This is a genomic window from Synechococcus sp. Nb3U1 (genome assembly GCF_021533835.1).
GTDB lineage: Bacteria > Cyanobacteriota > Cyanobacteriia > Thermostichales > Thermostichaceae > Thermostichus.
Window position 1 is genome coordinate 917,927 of the sequence record NZ_JAKFYQ010000001.1, and the last position, 13,936, is coordinate 931,862.

12 protein-coding genes are annotated in these 13,936 nt (G+C 56.1%); 4 read left to right on the top strand and 8 right to left on the bottom strand.

Annotated elements, in window-relative coordinates; all coding sequences use genetic code 11:
• Positions 1 to 39 precede the first annotated feature (39 nt).
• Positions 40 to 1,128: an alanine dehydrogenase gene (ald, locus tag L1047_RS04195; protein WP_235277568.1), complete on the top strand. Its 1,089-nt coding sequence runs from the start codon at positions 40 to 42 to the stop codon at positions 1,126 to 1,128.
• A 76-nt stretch (positions 1,129 to 1,204) separates the two neighbouring features.
• Here ald and L1047_RS04200 read toward each other — a convergent pair whose 3' ends face one another.
• The 4 genes from L1047_RS04200 to rpsN form a co-directional block, all read right to left on the bottom strand.
• Entirely contained in the window at positions 1,205 to 1,978 is a 774-nt protein-coding gene (locus tag L1047_RS04200) for an ABC transporter permease (protein WP_235277570.1), read from the bottom strand.
• Between the two features lie 71 nt (positions 1,979 to 2,049).
• Positions 2,050 to 2,889, bottom strand: coding sequence for an ABC transporter ATP-binding protein (locus L1047_RS04205; protein ID WP_235277572.1), 840 nt, complete (start codon positions 2,887 to 2,889; stop codon positions 2,050 to 2,052).
• A gap of 408 nt (positions 2,890 to 3,297) precedes the next feature.
• Positions 3,298 to 3,930, bottom strand: a complete 633-nt coding sequence (locus L1047_RS04210; RefSeq protein ID WP_235277573.1) for a ribonuclease D — start codon at positions 3,928 to 3,930, stop codon at positions 3,298 to 3,300.
• Positions 3,931 to 3,982: 52 nt separating this feature from the next.
• Positions 3,983 to 4,288, bottom strand: coding sequence for a 30S ribosomal protein S14 (rpsN, locus tag L1047_RS04215; RefSeq protein ID WP_235277574.1), 306 nt, complete (start codon positions 4,286 to 4,288; stop codon positions 3,983 to 3,985).
• Between the two features lie 287 nt (positions 4,289 to 4,575).
• Between rpsN and L1047_RS04220 the strand changes: the two genes are divergently transcribed.
• On the top strand, positions 4,576 to 4,890 hold the full coding sequence (locus L1047_RS04220) for a hypothetical protein (RefSeq protein ID WP_235277575.1): 315 nt from the start codon (positions 4,576 to 4,578) through the stop codon (positions 4,888 to 4,890).
• Between the two features lie 45 nt (positions 4,891 to 4,935).
• Here L1047_RS04220 and L1047_RS04225 read toward each other — a convergent pair whose 3' ends face one another.
• On the bottom strand, positions 4,936 to 6,450 hold the full coding sequence (locus L1047_RS04225) for a YcjF family protein (protein ID WP_235277576.1): 1,515 nt from the start codon (positions 6,448 to 6,450) through the stop codon (positions 4,936 to 4,938).
• A 63-nt stretch (positions 6,451 to 6,513) separates the two neighbouring features.
• On the bottom strand, positions 6,514 to 7,005 hold the full coding sequence (locus L1047_RS04230) for a cytochrome c oxidase assembly factor Coa1 family protein (protein WP_235277577.1): 492 nt from the start codon (positions 7,003 to 7,005) through the stop codon (positions 6,514 to 6,516).
• Between the two features lie 462 nt (positions 7,006 to 7,467).
• Here L1047_RS04230 and L1047_RS04235 point away from each other — a divergent pair, with 462 nt between their 5' ends.
• Positions 7,468 to 7,782, top strand: coding sequence for a hypothetical protein (locus L1047_RS04235; protein ID WP_235277579.1), 315 nt, complete (start codon positions 7,468 to 7,470; stop codon positions 7,780 to 7,782).
• 10 nt (positions 7,783 to 7,792) lie between these two features.
• Here the strand turns inward: L1047_RS04235 and L1047_RS04240 are convergent, their stop codons facing one another.
• Both L1047_RS04240 and L1047_RS04245 read right to left on the bottom strand, forming a co-directional pair.
• Positions 7,793 to 10,993 carry an efflux RND transporter permease subunit gene (locus L1047_RS04240; RefSeq protein ID WP_235277580.1) on the bottom strand — a complete coding sequence of 1,067 codons (3,201 nt, stop codon included), beginning with the start codon at positions 10,991 to 10,993 and terminating at the stop codon, positions 7,793 to 7,795.
• Between the two features lie 38 nt (positions 10,994 to 11,031).
• Positions 11,032 to 12,261, bottom strand: a complete 1,230-nt coding sequence (locus L1047_RS04245; RefSeq protein ID WP_235277581.1) for an efflux RND transporter periplasmic adaptor subunit — start codon at positions 12,259 to 12,261, stop codon at positions 11,032 to 11,034.
• A 441-nt stretch (positions 12,262 to 12,702) separates the two neighbouring features.
• On the opposite strand from L1047_RS04245, the gene L1047_RS04250 reads away from it, so the two are divergent.
• The gene (locus tag L1047_RS04250; RefSeq protein ID WP_235277582.1) at positions 12,703 to 13,881 is read left to right on the top strand and encodes a transaldolase; all 1,179 of its coding nucleotides are present in this window, start codon (positions 12,703 to 12,705) and stop codon (positions 13,879 to 13,881) included.
• Positions 13,882 to 13,936: the final 55 nt, after the last annotated feature.

Consider the following 13,936-nt stretch of genomic DNA (forward strand, 5'->3'; position numbering starts at 1 on the left):
GATGTCACACTGGAAAGACCAGCGACAACAGGGATCCCTATGCAAATCGGTGTGCCTAAGGAGATCAAAGAGCAAGAATTCCGGGTCGGGTTAACTCCGGCGGCGATACGGGCGCTGACGGAACAAGGGCATCAAGTCTGGGTAGAAACCCAAGCGGGCCAAGGGGCAGGCTTTACGGACGAAGACTACCTAAAAGCAGGGGCCAAACTGGCAACCACCCCACAGGAGATCTACCAGCAGGAGATGGTGGTGAAGGTGAAAGAGCCTCTACCTGCTGAGTATCCTTTGTTGCATCCCGATTTGATCCTGTTTACCTATTTGCATTTAGCCGCCAGCCGGGAGCTTACCCTAGCGTTGATGAAATCGGGAGCCACCTGCATCGCCTACGAAACGGTGGAATTGACGGATGGCTCCCTGCCCTTGCTGATGCCCATGAGCGTGATTGCCGGGCGACTATCGGTGCAGTTTGGCGCTCATTACCTCACCCGACAACAGGGGGGACGCGGTGTGTTGCTGGGCGGGATCCCTGGGGTATCGCCCGGGCGGGTGGTGATCTTGGGGGGCGGCACGGTGGGTACAGAAGCCGCCAAAATGGCCGTGGGTTTGGGGGCGCGGGTGCAAATTCTGGATATCAATCTGCATCGCCTGAATGAGTTGGAGCTGATTTTTGGATCCCGGGTTGAGCTGATCTACAGCACCACCCAAAGTGTGGAAGATTGCGTCAAAGATGCCGATCTGCTGGTAGGAGCGGTGCTGGTACCGGGGAGTCGGGCTCCAGTTTTGGTGAAAGAAGACTTGGTGGCCCAAATGCGGCCCCGCTCCTTGATTGTGGATGTGGCGGTGGATCAGGGGGGCTGCATTGCCACGACACGGGTGACCACCCACGCCCAGCCGGTTTACGAAGCCTATGGAGTACTGCACTACGGTGTAGCCAATATGCCGGGAGCCGTCCCCTGGACTTCTACCCAGGCCCTAGTCAACGCGACGCTGCCCTACACCCTTAAACTAGCTCGCTTGGGTTTAACAGCGGCTCTGGAACAGGATCCGGCTCTGGCCAAAGGACTTAACGTCAAAGCCGGAAAGCTGAGCCATCCGGCGGTGCAGGCCACCTTCCCCGATTTGAGCTGAAACCCGCTTGTTGGTAAAAGGAGCCCATCCAAATAGCCCCCAAGCCAATTCCACCTCCACGAGGGATCCGAGATCCCTACTGCCGCCAGGCCAGCACGTATCGCTCTAGCGCCGCGAAGAAGGTGTAGAGCAAAATGCCCATAATGCCGAGAGCAACCAACCCAGCAAAGGCTAAAGGCACATCAAAAGAGGAACTGGCCGACACGATCAGATAACCCAAGCCGCCATTGGAGGCCACCGTTTCTGAGATCACAGAACCCACAAACGCTGAAGAAATGGACACCTTCAAGGAGGCAAACAGATAGGGCATACTATGGGGCAGGCCCACCTTGATGAAGATCTCCCAGCCACTTGCCCCCAAAGAGCGCAGTACATCCCGCATTTCTGCCTCGACGGTTTCTAGGCCCACCGCCACATTCACGGCGATCGGGAAAAAAGCTAGCAAAAAGGCCGTCACCACCGCTGGGATCAGGCCCAAACCAAACCAAATCGCCAGCAGGGGCACCAAGGCCACCTTCGGGATCGTGTTGAAGCCCACCAGCAGCGGATACAAAGACAGATAGGCCAGGCGGGAACTGCCGATAATGGATCCCAGCAAGACCCCCCCCACCAACGCCAGTATAAAGGCCAACAGCGTCGAGCCAACGGTAATCAGGGAATGGCGCATGATCACTTGACTCCACTGGTTCATGGCCCCGATGATCTCGGTGGGGGCGGGCAAGATGAAACGGGGAACATTGAGTAGGCGTACCCCCACCTGCCACAGCACAATGCTGAGGATGATGGTGACGGCGGGCAGGATGATCGAAGCCGCTTTGGTGTGTAGAAATTGGTTGAATGATTTCTTCATCGGGATCCCTCGGCAAATGGTGCTCGCAGCCAGTCGGTCAAAACCTTGCAGGACAAACCAATTAATAGCTTCTAATAGCTTCGGCGAATGTGTTTGCGCACTTCCGAAACCAGATGGTGGAAGTCATCCGTCAGGCAGATCTCCAGCGGGCGTGGGCGGGGCAGATCCACCTTGAGGGAAAAAATGATCTCGCTAGGGCGCGGCCCCATTACATAAATGGTGTCGGAGAGGAAAACGGCCTCTCGCAAATCGTGGGTGATCAAAATGCTGGTACAAGCGGTGCGCATCCACAGCCGCTGCAACATCTCCCACATATCTTCGCGGGTAAAGGCATCTAGAGCAGCGAATGGCTCATCCAACAGCAACAGCTCCGGCTGATGAATCAAGGCTCGACACAAAGAAGCCCGTTGCCGCATTCCACCCGACAGTTGCCAGGGATAGGCATTTTGAAAGCCATCCAAACCAACGGTCGCCAGCAGATCAAGAGCAGATTTTTTGTGCTGGGCCAGGTTTTGCTTGAAGGTGCGCTTGTGGGGCTGTACCACCTCCAAAGGCAGCAACACATTTTTCAGGGTATTGCGCCAGGGCAGCAACACCGGGTTTTGAAAGGCCATGCCCACGTTTTTCAGGGGGCCATCGATCGGTTGGGATTGAAAGTAGATGGTGCCGCCATGGTTGGTATTCAAACCCGACACCATTTTTAACAGCGAGGTTTTACCACAGCCGCTCGGCCCGACGATGGAGACAAATTCAGAGTGCTCTACAGAAAAGCTGAGATCCCGGATGATGGTGACGGGAGCCCCTTTGCCAGGGTATTGCAGCGAGACGTGGCGAAATTCCAGAACCGGCTGCCCCAGAATCCTATTGCGGGGGCTTGACGGATCTTGGGCAACCCTCTGAGACTCCAACATCGACTTAACTCCGGGTGTTTGCGCAAACGCACAGGGCAGGGAAGGCCTAGGAAGGCTTAGTTTTTACTAAAAATTTTCATAATAAAAAACAATAAAAATGTTTTTAGAGCTCATCCTGCCATCACTACACCAGAGAGAGCAGCAGCCAACTGTGTTGCCTGATACTTTGTCCGCTAGACTCCAGCTCACCTTACCCTCCCCCAAATATGCCCATTTCCCGGCAGAGGAGAGGAGCCTGCCTGAGAGGGATCCCTAGGGATTCATTCATTGCAGAGAAAAAGTGAGATAAAGCAGAGATTCGTCACGGCTCAGGCTCTGCACCTGGTGATTTCTGGAAACCCTCGTGGGGGACTCTAACCGTCTTTCCGCCCTGTACAACGGACTGTCGAAATGCCCTTTGGAGGGGAGCTACTGGTGCTCGAAGATGTTGCTGAAGCCCATTAAGTCCAGATCCACCAGCGTGGGTAAATGTTGAAAACAACGCTGTGCCAGTTCCCAGCGCTCTTCCCGTTGCAACATTTGGGCTAGCTTATCCCGAGCTGGGATCAGATAACGAACATCGTTGGCGGCATATTCCAGTTGCTCGGCAGACAAAGCCTGGACGGATCCCCAGTCCGAACTTTGGGCAGTTTTGTTCAACTCCACCCCGCACAGCTCGTTCACCACTTCTTTAAGGCCGTGCTTGTTGGTGTAGGTACGCGCCAGTTTGCTGGCAATTTTGGTGCAAAACACAGGCCAAACCGGGATCCCGAGATGATACAACAGCATCCCCAGATCGAAGCGGGCATAGTGGAAGATCTTTTCGATGCCGGGATCCGTCATCAACTGGGTCAAGCGAGGGGTCTGTCGTACCCCGCGACTCAGCCGCAACAGCACCACCTCCCCAGCAGGATTGGCAATTTGCACCACACAGAGCCTATCCCGTTGCGGGATCAAGCCCATGGTTTCGGTATCCACAGCCAAACAAGACTCCTGGGCAAGAGCCTCTAGAACCTCGGCAGAGAGATCCTCATCGCAAAGTTGAAAAGGCTGTAGGCCCACCCGGGATCCCTCAAATGCTCAATCAAGCTCAATCGATCGCAGATTTAGGGGCTTACCAGCTGGACTTAACCACGCCGGGCAGCAGCCCTTCGTGAGCCATTTCCCGCAGGCTGTTGCGAGACAGGCCAAAATCCCGAAAATAACCGCGTGGACGGCCCGTTTGCCAGCAGCGATTGCGTAGACGGGTACGTGAGCTGGCCCGAGGGAGTTTTTGCAATTGGGCGTGCAGCTCCATGCGGGTGGCCTGGTCGATCTCTGGATTGGCCATTTCTGCCTTCAGTTGTTGTCGCTTTTCCCGATACTTATCGACCAAGCGTTGGCGCTTTTTCTCCCGCTCGATCATGCTCTTTTTAGCCACGGTTCACTTGTTTCCCCAGATTTTTCAGCTTTACCAGGATAACGAGAACCGCCTGCCTCAGGCAAGGGGATCCCGATGCGAAGCAAAACCAAGTCCCCTTCAGATGCGAACATCACCGCCGAGGATGCTAGCCGCACCCTTTCCGAGCCCCGGCTCCTTTTCCGTATGTCTTTGGCAAAGGGTTTGATTCCTTGTGATTCTTTAAATTTTCCAGGCTCCGTAGGATCCCTGAAGTTTGGAGTTTGGCCCTGGGGCACCCTATGTCTAAGCAAGGTTGGTGTTGAGCGATGAGAATTTCCAGGGTGATCTCGTTTATTGCCGCTAAGTTCAAGGTTTCCCCAGAGCAAATCGAAGCCACGCGCGGGGTTCTCCACAAACCTCCGGCTCTTTTGGCAGTGCTCAAGTCTATTCCTCCCCTGCCTAAGGAGGTGTTGCAGGATCCCAGCTTGGTGTATGCCTATCCTGCCGCTTTCATTCAGTGGTCGAAGTGTATGCACGGCTTAGCGGAATGGAATACGGTGCCGGTGCTCAGCTATGCGGATTATGTGGCGCAAATGGAGCTGGCCTTTCTGCCGACGGATATTGCCATGAGTAGCCACTAGGGATCCCTTGGCTCAGGCTTGATCTAGCGCTGGCTCTTAACCCTTCTAGCCATTCCGAAAAATACGCCTAGAAGCCTCGCGGATGAAGTCTTGCAGCCAGCCGGATTTCTGTGTGCTTTGAACCTGAGCCTGGATCACTGCTTGCATCCCGCCTTCCCCCCAGGTTTGGTTGCGCTGGAAATACTCGATGAAGCTCTTGCCCGCAATGCGGGTGAGGTAGCCAGCACTGGCGGCTTGGATTGGAGCAGTGACCAAAAATCCCACCACACTCACCTCCGCAACCATTGCCAAAATCCCCGTGGTCAGTTGGATTGCCCCTTCTACCAAGCCCAGGCTAGCCAGGGTTTTGGCCAAAGAAAGGGCCAGCTCCCGCCCCTGCTGCAGGTTCATTTTGCAACCGTAGACGGATCCCAATTCCACCACCATCTGGGCATTGATTGCCGCAATGGCCAACAGATCCACCGCCGGGATTGGGTTGGCAAACACTACGCCTGTAACAATCCACTGAAAGCGATCGATCACTTGCTCTGCCTGCTGGCGCAATTGGGTTTGGATAATTCGTTTGGCTTCTTCTCCCAATTGTTGTGACTGCAACAAAGCGTTGTCTAAAGCCAGGGATCCCCCTTCCGCATAGAGGATCGCCTGGATGCGATCCCGCACCGCCACCACATTGGCCTCTGGTCGCCAGGTTTGGGATCCCACTTGTACGGGAGCCGGAGCGGCACAGGCCATCAACACATCGCCAGGCTGAATCAGCGGATAAACCCGTTCCCGCAGGCGTTGTAGCAAAATTATTTGTTCTTCGGAGGTATAGCGATCGGTTTTATTGAAGATCAGCAGGGCGCGTTTCCCGAGAGCAATCAACTGTCGTAAGGGATCCACCTCCGACTGGCGCAGATCCCCATCCACCACCACCACGAGCAAGTCGGCCGCTTCCGCTTGGGCACGGGCCTCACTTTCCCGCAGCGCCCCCGCCGGGCCAATCTCCAGAATGCCAGGGCAGTCTATAATCTGGACAGGTTCCGGGATCCCAGGCAAGTTCCATTCGTAAAGGGTGGCCGCCTCGGTGGTGCCCAGAGTTGCCCCCACCGCCCCCACCCGCCGCCCTAGCAAGGCATTTACCAAAGAGGTCTTGCCTGCCGACCCGGTGCCAAAAACCACCACCTTGAGCTGTGGCTGAGCCAAATGTTTTGCCAACAGAGCTGAGCGTTCCGCCAGAGCTGCCCGTGCCACTTGATCCTGAATTTGCGCCATCTGGGCTTCCAGTTGGGCCAAGTTTTGTTGGACAACATTTCGCTTGTCCGCAGCCTTTTCCGGTAGGGCCGGTTGTGGGGACGTTTCTGGCGGGCGACGAAACAGAAACAGATAATAGATAGAAGCCGCCAAAAACACCAGCAACAGCAGCACCAGCACCGTGATCAACAGCCCCCCCAGAATCGGGTGGTAACGGGTGGCATAGTACAAATCAAGAAAAGACTGAATCAGCCAAACAATCAGGCCCGTGAAAAAAGCCAAGAGCACCAACAACAGCAGCAAGCGCAGGTAAGGAACCAAACGCATAGGAACCCCAGGCCAAAATGGATTTACTCTACCTGCTCAAATTCTGGCTGCACAACTAGACATCTAAATATCGGCCTCAGGCTGCCATTCGCTATCTGGTTCTGCCTGCCTACACCGAGATCCCCGTTCCTCTGAGCCAATCACCTGAATCGGATTGGGATCCCCATCGACCTTCACCTGCACATCCCGCAAATACCATTCTGATCCGGCTGCGCCCCGTTCCGACTCCACAGTCACATCTCCCGTCCGCTGAGCCCCCGTGATCAAAAAGGAGAGACACACCCAACCTGCCTCCTCATTTTCCTGAAAGCGCAACTGAGACAGCCATCCCGGCCTTAAGGGATCCCCCAAACGCTCCACCACCACCGGATTGTGTTCGAGCACCTCAACCGCCAAGTGGTAGCTGCGAAAGGCCCCAGAAGCGCGGATCCCAGTCCAAACCAAGAACCCGACTCCCGCCAGGCCTAAGCTCAGCACCGCCAGCGCCCCCAGGCAACCACAACCACAACAGCCCAAAGGAGTAGCACACCCCACCTTTTGAGGACTTTCTGACACAGGCAACCGTAAAGAATAGGACGGTCTCACCCTAACACAGCACCGTTCTGCACAAAATCACAGGTTCCTCTACGCCATTTGTCGGTGCTGAGAATTGCCTTTTATTTCCGTATTGTCACAGATGCAGGCTAGCCACTTCAAAAAAGAGTTCGGGAAAACATGGAATCACTGGCTCTTTTGCGAGTTCAAATAATTAGTTAATGGGTCTAATTTCAGGCTAAGACAAGAGTCGTATCTCTATACGCTAAATCGCTTATTCATTCTACGGTGACTTAAAAAAGTCTTATACAGCAAGGGATTTAAGATTCAAGCACCGGCTCTTGGCCCAAAGCAGCATCGATTGACACCTCAAAATTCACCCTCCACAGAGGGCAGAAAGGAAAGGCAAAGTGCGTACATCCAATCCGCTATTCGGCGGAGTAATTCTTGGAGGTATTTGTCGAGAATAAAAACAGGAAAAATATGAATGAGGCTAAGACCATGACCGTGCAGCAAATCATTCAATCCGCCATGATGACTGGGCTGCTCACCTCCGCTCAGGAGCACGAGCTGAATGTGCTGCTGTTCAAGCAAGAATGTTCTGAAGCTGACCTGTTTTTACTCCGCCGCCTCCACCGTTGCCTGCGTCAGGGATCCATCCGACAGATTGAAACCTTGAACAACACCATTGCCATTGGCCACTTTGGCTCACCCCTGCGTTTGGTACCGGATATTACTGAGGAAACCCAGCCCGTAACCCAAGGCCTGACCCTAGTCTGCAGCCCAAAAGTGGGTTAAACAAAAGCGTTTACTTCCGACTGCCCACCGGCACAGCCGGGGATGACAAGCTGGGTAGGCTGGGCAAAGTGGGGGTCTGCGGCCCGGAGCCATGCAGCAGCACATAGAAGCAGGGAATGACAAGTAACGTCAGCAGCGTCGCCAGCGAGAGGCCGGAAAACACCACCACCCCCAAGGGTTGTAATAACTCAGAGCCTTCCCCCAAACCCAGCGCCAAGGGGAACAGGCCCAACACGGTTGTCACGGTTGTCATCAGGATCGGGCGTAGCCGTTGCGGGGCAGCATTTAACATGGCACTGCGATAATCCAAGCCCTGCTCCTCCCGAATTTGGTTGGCCAACTCCACCATCAAAATGGCGTTGTTGACCACAATCCCCACCAGCAGCACTGCTCCCACCAGTACCGTTGCCCCCACAGCAGTTTGGGTGATGAATAGGCCCAGGATCCCCCCTGACAAAGCCAAGGGCACCGTCAGCATGATCACCAGTGGGTCGATGAGGGAGTTGTATTGCACCGCCATCACCACAAACACCAGAAAAGCCGCCAGGGATCCCAGCAGCAGCAGGTTGTTGCGCAGCTCCCGATTCGTGGCCAGAGCCTCGCTGGGCAAGCGGGTGACACCGGCGGGCAACTCCAAGCCGGATAAAATCTCATCCACTTCGGTGATGGCGGCACTCTGGCTAGCTCCAGCGGTGAGGCTGCCATTCAAGATCGCCACCTGCCGTTGGTTGATGCGGCGAATTTCTCCGGGGGCTTCCGCCATTTGCAACCGGGCCACATCCCCCAGGCGCACCGGCTGACCGTTCTGCACAAACAGGGGCAAACGCTCCAGTTGCGAGGGTCGGGTAATGCCGCCGGAGCCCAACTGTACCCGTACATCCATGAGGCGGTTTCCCTGTTGCAATTGGGTAGGCACGGATCCCTGTACCGCCGTTTGCACCACCCGGCCCATATCTTGGGTGCTCAGGCGCAGCGGGGTAGCTCGCTCCCAATCCGGCCAAATTTGCACCTCTGGCTGGTTGTCATCGGCATCGGGACGGAAAGTGGAGAGGTTGGCTTGTTCATCCAAAGCCCGCAATACCAAGCGACTGGCCTGTTGCAGCGCCTGCATATCCTCCCCTTGCAACACCACATCCACCTCGGCATTCACCGCCGAATTGCGGGTGGAAAGCCCCCGTACACTGCCCGACGCAACCCGGATCCGGGATCCCACCAAATTCAGGCGGTTCATCAAGCCATTCACCCGATCCACAAAAGGGCCCACTTCCGTACCGGGTTTAAGGGTGATATTGCTGGTGCCCCGCAGCGGATTTTCGGTGGTGTTACCCCCGAAGGCGGAGCCTCCCGCCGTGGTGAACACATACTCTACCTCCGGTTGCTCCAGCAGGATGCGATCCACCGCCTGCATGATGCGCTGGTTGGTCTCCAGGGTGGTACCGGGGGCAAAGTTGGCGAATAGGTTCACCTGGCCGGTGCTGATGCGAGGCAGAAGCTCCTGATTCAGTTGCCCGGCCATCCAGTAGCTGCCGCCCCCCAGCAGCAAAAAGGCCACCAAGATCAACAACCCAGGCCGCAACAACAGGCGACCCAACAGTTGTTGATAGGCATAGGTACCGCTGATCACCCCCTGCTCAAACCGTTGCAACAACCAGAATCGTTTCAATCCACTGCTGCGGCGAATCGTCAGCAGACGAGAAGTGAGCATCGGCACCACCGTCAGGCCCACCACCAGGGATCCGGCCACGGCAAAACTGATGGTTAGGATCAACTCGTTAAAGATCAAAGATACAAAGCCGCCAATGAGCAAAAAGGGTAAGACTGATACCAGGTTGGTGGCCGTAGAAGCCAACAGAGCCGACTCCAACTGGCGGCTACTGCGCTCCGCCTGATCGATCACCCGCTGCCCAAACCACTGGGCGTTGCCGTTCTCTCGCGGGATCCCTTCTACCCCTTTGGCGATGTTTTCCAGCATCACAATAGCGTTGTCTACCACGATGCCCACCCCCAGAGCCAAGCCCCCCAAGCTGATGATGTTGATGGAGAGACCAAACAGGCCCATCAGCAAAATCGCCGTTAGGGTTGCCAAGGGAATGGCGATCACCACGATCACGGTTTGGCGCAGGGATCCCAAAAACAACAGCACCGCCAGGCCCGCTAGCAGGGCTCCACTCAAACCGGCGGTGGCCACATTTTGAATGGAGCTGCGAATAAAGCGGGATTCATCACTGGTAGGGGTTAGGGTCATCTCGGGGGGAATAATGCCGCTGGCTCGCAGTTGGTTGAGGCGACGACGGATTCCTTCTACCACCACGATGGTGTTGGCATCCGGCTGTTTTTGAATGCTCAGGCGCACCGCTGGCTCACCATTCAGGGTTACCCGTACTCCTTCGGCAGCCGGACGCACCGCCACTGCCGCAAAATCTGTCAAGCGGACGGTCGAGCCGTTGGGGGTATTGAAGCGCAAAGCCTGAATTTCTTCTGGGCTACGGAACCGTCCTACCGTTCGGGTTAAAGATTCAGAGGATCCCCCCCGAATGCGTCCACCGGCAATATCTTGGTTACGGGCTTGTACCTGGCTCAACACATCCGTCAGGCCCAACCCCAACGCCTGCATCCGCTCCAGATCCAGATCCACCTGCACTTCTTCGGTAATGCCCCCCGCCACATCCACCGTGGCCACCCCCGGCACCACCCCCAGATCGCGGGCCAATTCTTCTTCCGCAAAGCGACGCAGCTCCACGCCTTCTAAACCTGGTGCCTTTAAGGCAAACTCGTAGACAGGCAGCTGCGAAGGGTCGAACTTAAACACCGTGGGAGCCGAAACATCCTCTGGCAGTCGTCCCCTGGCCCGGTTCACCGCCGCCGTTGTATCGTTCAGGGCTTGGTCGATGTTGCCGCCTGGCGCAAAGTAGAGATCCACCCGTACCTGGCCTTCACGGGTGGTGGAGTAGATCTGTTCGACTCCTTCTACGGTGGAGAGGGATTCTTCCAGGGGTTGAGTGATCTCCTGGATAGCCACCTCAGGTGTTACTCCTGCCACATCCACCCGTACCCCAATGCGCGGATAGACAATGGCAGGCAACAGATCCACAGGCAGGCGGGTGATGAAATAAATGCCCATGATGATCACCGCCAGGGCCAACATCAGCGTGCCAATGTGGCGACGAATCGAGAGGCCACTGACACTGAGTCCAGTTTTGGCTGTGGTCATGGGGTTAGCTCCTTTGCGAATTCATCTGGCATCCTTCCTTAATCGGGCATGGTGGAAATGACACTCAACTGCACTTCCTGGCCGTCTTGGAGGGGGGTAGAGCTGCGCACCACAAAGGGATCCCCCACCTCCAACCCCGATAAAACTTCCACCTGGCCATCCCGCCGTTCCCCCAGTTGCACCGGACGGGCTACCACTCGTACTGACTCCCCTTGTCGTTCCACCCCAAACACCGCAGCAGAGCCCTGGTACTGCTGGATAGCACTTTCAGGAACGATCACCCGTTGATTTTCCGGTAGGGCCAACTGCACTCGTGCCAACAGCCCACTGCCGATCCGCCCGTCGGGGTTGGGGATCACCACTTCAATCGGGATTAACCGTGCCTGTGGATCCGCCGCTGGGGCAATGCGGGTAATTTGTCCAGAAAAGCTCTGACCAGGGAAAGCATCCAATTCTATCTGAACGGCTTGCCCCACCTGCACCTGCCCTAGCTCCAACTCGGAGAGGGGAAACTCCACCCTCACCTGACTAAAATCCGCCACCGTCAGTACATCCGCCCCCGAGTTTAAAAAGGTGCCGGGATCCGCCTGGCGGGAGAGCACCACTCCACTCAGGGGGGCCAGCAGTTGGGTGTAGGAAAGGCGTTCTTGGGCTTGGGCTACCAGGGATCCCTGGGCTTCCACCTGGCGTTGAGCGGCGATCACCGCTTGTTCTTGGGCGCGCACCTGTTCTTCGGCAGAACGCAGGGCTTGGGCAGCGGTACGGGCGGCGGTACGGGCTTGTTCCGCCTGTTGGGCAGGCACCGCTCCCTCTTGGGCCAACTGCCCCAGCCGCTCGGCATCCGCTTCCTGTTGGAAGAGATTGCCGCGGGCCTGCTCCACCTGCGTACGGGCCTGGCTCAGTTGCGCTTGCGCTTGGGCCACCTGGGACTCTTGCGCCGCCACTTGAGCTTGGGCCTGGAGCAGAGCCGATTGCAACAGAGTGGGATCCAATTGCCCCAAAACTTGCCCCTCTCGGACGGGATCCCCCACATCCACCCTTAGCTCCAGCAGTAATCCCTCAGTACGAGTGCGCAGCGTGGCTTGCCGCAACGGTTGGGTGGTGCCAGTGTAACGCAAATTAGCCTTCAGGGATCCCCTCTGGGCCGTCGCCACATCCACCGATAGCAGACGAGCCTCTCCCCCCTGAGCTCCTACCCCCGGCTGAGCCCAAGTCCAATCCAGCTGCAGCAACACCCACAACAGACCAGTGACACAAGTCCGACCCATCCCGCCTGCTAAACTCCGCAGCCCGGAGCCCTTTGGGGTTTGAGAATACCGCATTGCCACTCACAACCTACTCGCTTACCATCACTGCCCGTGTCAAAACCTCAGATCAACAAAAATAGAAGACCCACTGGGTTTGACTGCTCCCCTCCGCAAATGGTTCAAACTCTGATGGTTGACTTTGCAAACCTTTCAGAGGCTTGATTTAAGCAATCCTTCACATTTCTACACGACAAATGGGATCCCTGCCAACCGGAAGCGCAGAGAATAGCGGCTTGGGGCCATGTCTACTGCGGGAAAGCGTTAGAAACCTCACCCCAGACCCTCCAGACAATGACCAGACAATTAAGACAATCTCACGTCTGCCGGGATCCCTGCAGGAAGAGGGTAGAACTGGGTTAAGGTCGCAAAAGCGGCGCGTAGCGCAATCCCGAGGAGCCGGAAATGAGTAAGAGCTTGCTGGAGCAGTTGCGGCAGATGACTGTCGTGGTCGCCGATACGGGTGATATCAATGCCATTGAGAGTTTTAAGCCTCAAGATGCCACCACCAATCCTTCCCTGATCACGGCTGCAGCCCAGATGCCTCAGTATCAGGGCATTGTGGATGAAACTCTGCTCAAAGCCCGCCAAGAAGTGGGATCCCAGGCGGATCCGCAAACGGTGGTCTCCCGCGCCATCGATCAACTGGCGATTGCCTTTGGGTTACGCATTTTGTCGATCATCCCCGGACGGGTCTCTACCGAAGTCGATGCCCGCCTCTCCTACGACACCGAAGCCACTGTGGCCAAAGCCCGCTATCTCATCGAGCAGTACAAAGCGGCTGGAGCGGACCCCAGTCGGGTGCTGATCAAGATCGCCTCCACCTGGGAAGGGATTCAAGCTGCCGAGATCCTGGAACAAGAAGGGATCCACTGCAACCTCACCCTGTTGTTTGGCCTACACCAAGCCATTGCCTGTGCGGAAGCAGGCGTCAAGCTGATTTCCCCCTTTGTGGGCCGAATTTTGGACTGGTATAAGAAAAACACAGGCCGTGAGAGTTACCCCCCTGCCGAAGATCCGGGCGTGCTCTCAGTAACCGAGATCTACAACTACTTCCGTAAATTTGGTTTCCAAACGGAGGTAATGGGGGCGAGTTTCCGCAACATTGGCGAAATTATAGAGTTGGCCGGGTGTGATCTGCTCACCATTTCCCCTGGCTTGCTGACAGAGCTGCAAAATACAGAAGGAGAGTTGACCCGCAAGCTAGATCCGGAAAAAGCCCAAAGTTTGGATATCCCCCGTCTGGTGATCGACAAAGCCACCTTCGATCAAATGCACAGTGAAAATCGCATGGCTACCGAAAAGCTGGAAGAAGGGATCCAGGGCTTCTCCAAGGCGTTGGTTGCTTTGGAGAACCTGCTCACCGAACGGCTGCACAAGCTAGAGGGCAACAAAGAAATCGTCACCCATGCCGCCCAGGATGTGTTCCGGGTCTATGACCTGGATGGGGATGGCTTCATCACCCGCGAGGAATGGATGGGAGCCGATCGCGTCTTCGATGCCCTTGATGCCAACCAAGATGGCAAGATCACCCCTGAGGAGATGTTGGTGGGGCTAGGGGCAGCCGTCTACTTGAAAAAGTAGGAAAACGTAGGTTCAAATCGGCAAGCTACTCCCCTGAGTCCATCCCAAACACCTC

Bases quoted from the DNA above. Each gene is read 5' to 3' on its own strand.
- L1047_RS04205 (WP_235277572.1), bottom strand. From the start codon at position 2,889: ATGTTGGAGTCTCAGAGGGTTGCCCAAGATCCGTCAAGCCCCCGCAAT.
- L1047_RS04235 (WP_235277579.1), top strand. From the start codon at position 7,468: ATGAATGAGGCTAAGACCATGACCGTGCAGCAAATCATTCAATCCGCC.
- L1047_RS04200 (WP_235277570.1), bottom strand. From the start codon at position 1,978: ATGAAGAAATCATTCAACCAATTTCTACACACCAAAGCGGCTTCGATC.
- L1047_RS04245 (WP_235277581.1), bottom strand. From the start codon at position 12,261: ATGGGTCGGACTTGTGTCACTGGTCTGTTGTGGGTGTTGCTGCAGCTG.
- L1047_RS04220 (WP_235277575.1), top strand. From the start codon at position 4,576: ATGAGAATTTCCAGGGTGATCTCGTTTATTGCCGCTAAGTTCAAGGTT.
- L1047_RS04240 (WP_235277580.1), bottom strand. From the start codon at position 10,993: ATGACCACAGCCAAAACTGGACTCAGTGTCAGTGGCCTCTCGATTCGT.
- L1047_RS04250 (WP_235277582.1), top strand. From the start codon at position 12,703: ATGAGTAAGAGCTTGCTGGAGCAGTTGCGGCAGATGACTGTCGTGGTC.
- ald (WP_235277568.1), top strand. From the start codon at position 40: ATGCAAATCGGTGTGCCTAAGGAGATCAAAGAGCAAGAATTCCGGGTC.
- L1047_RS04225 (WP_235277576.1), bottom strand. From the start codon at position 6,450: ATGCGTTTGGTTCCTTACCTGCGCTTGCTGCTGTTGTTGGTGCTCTTG.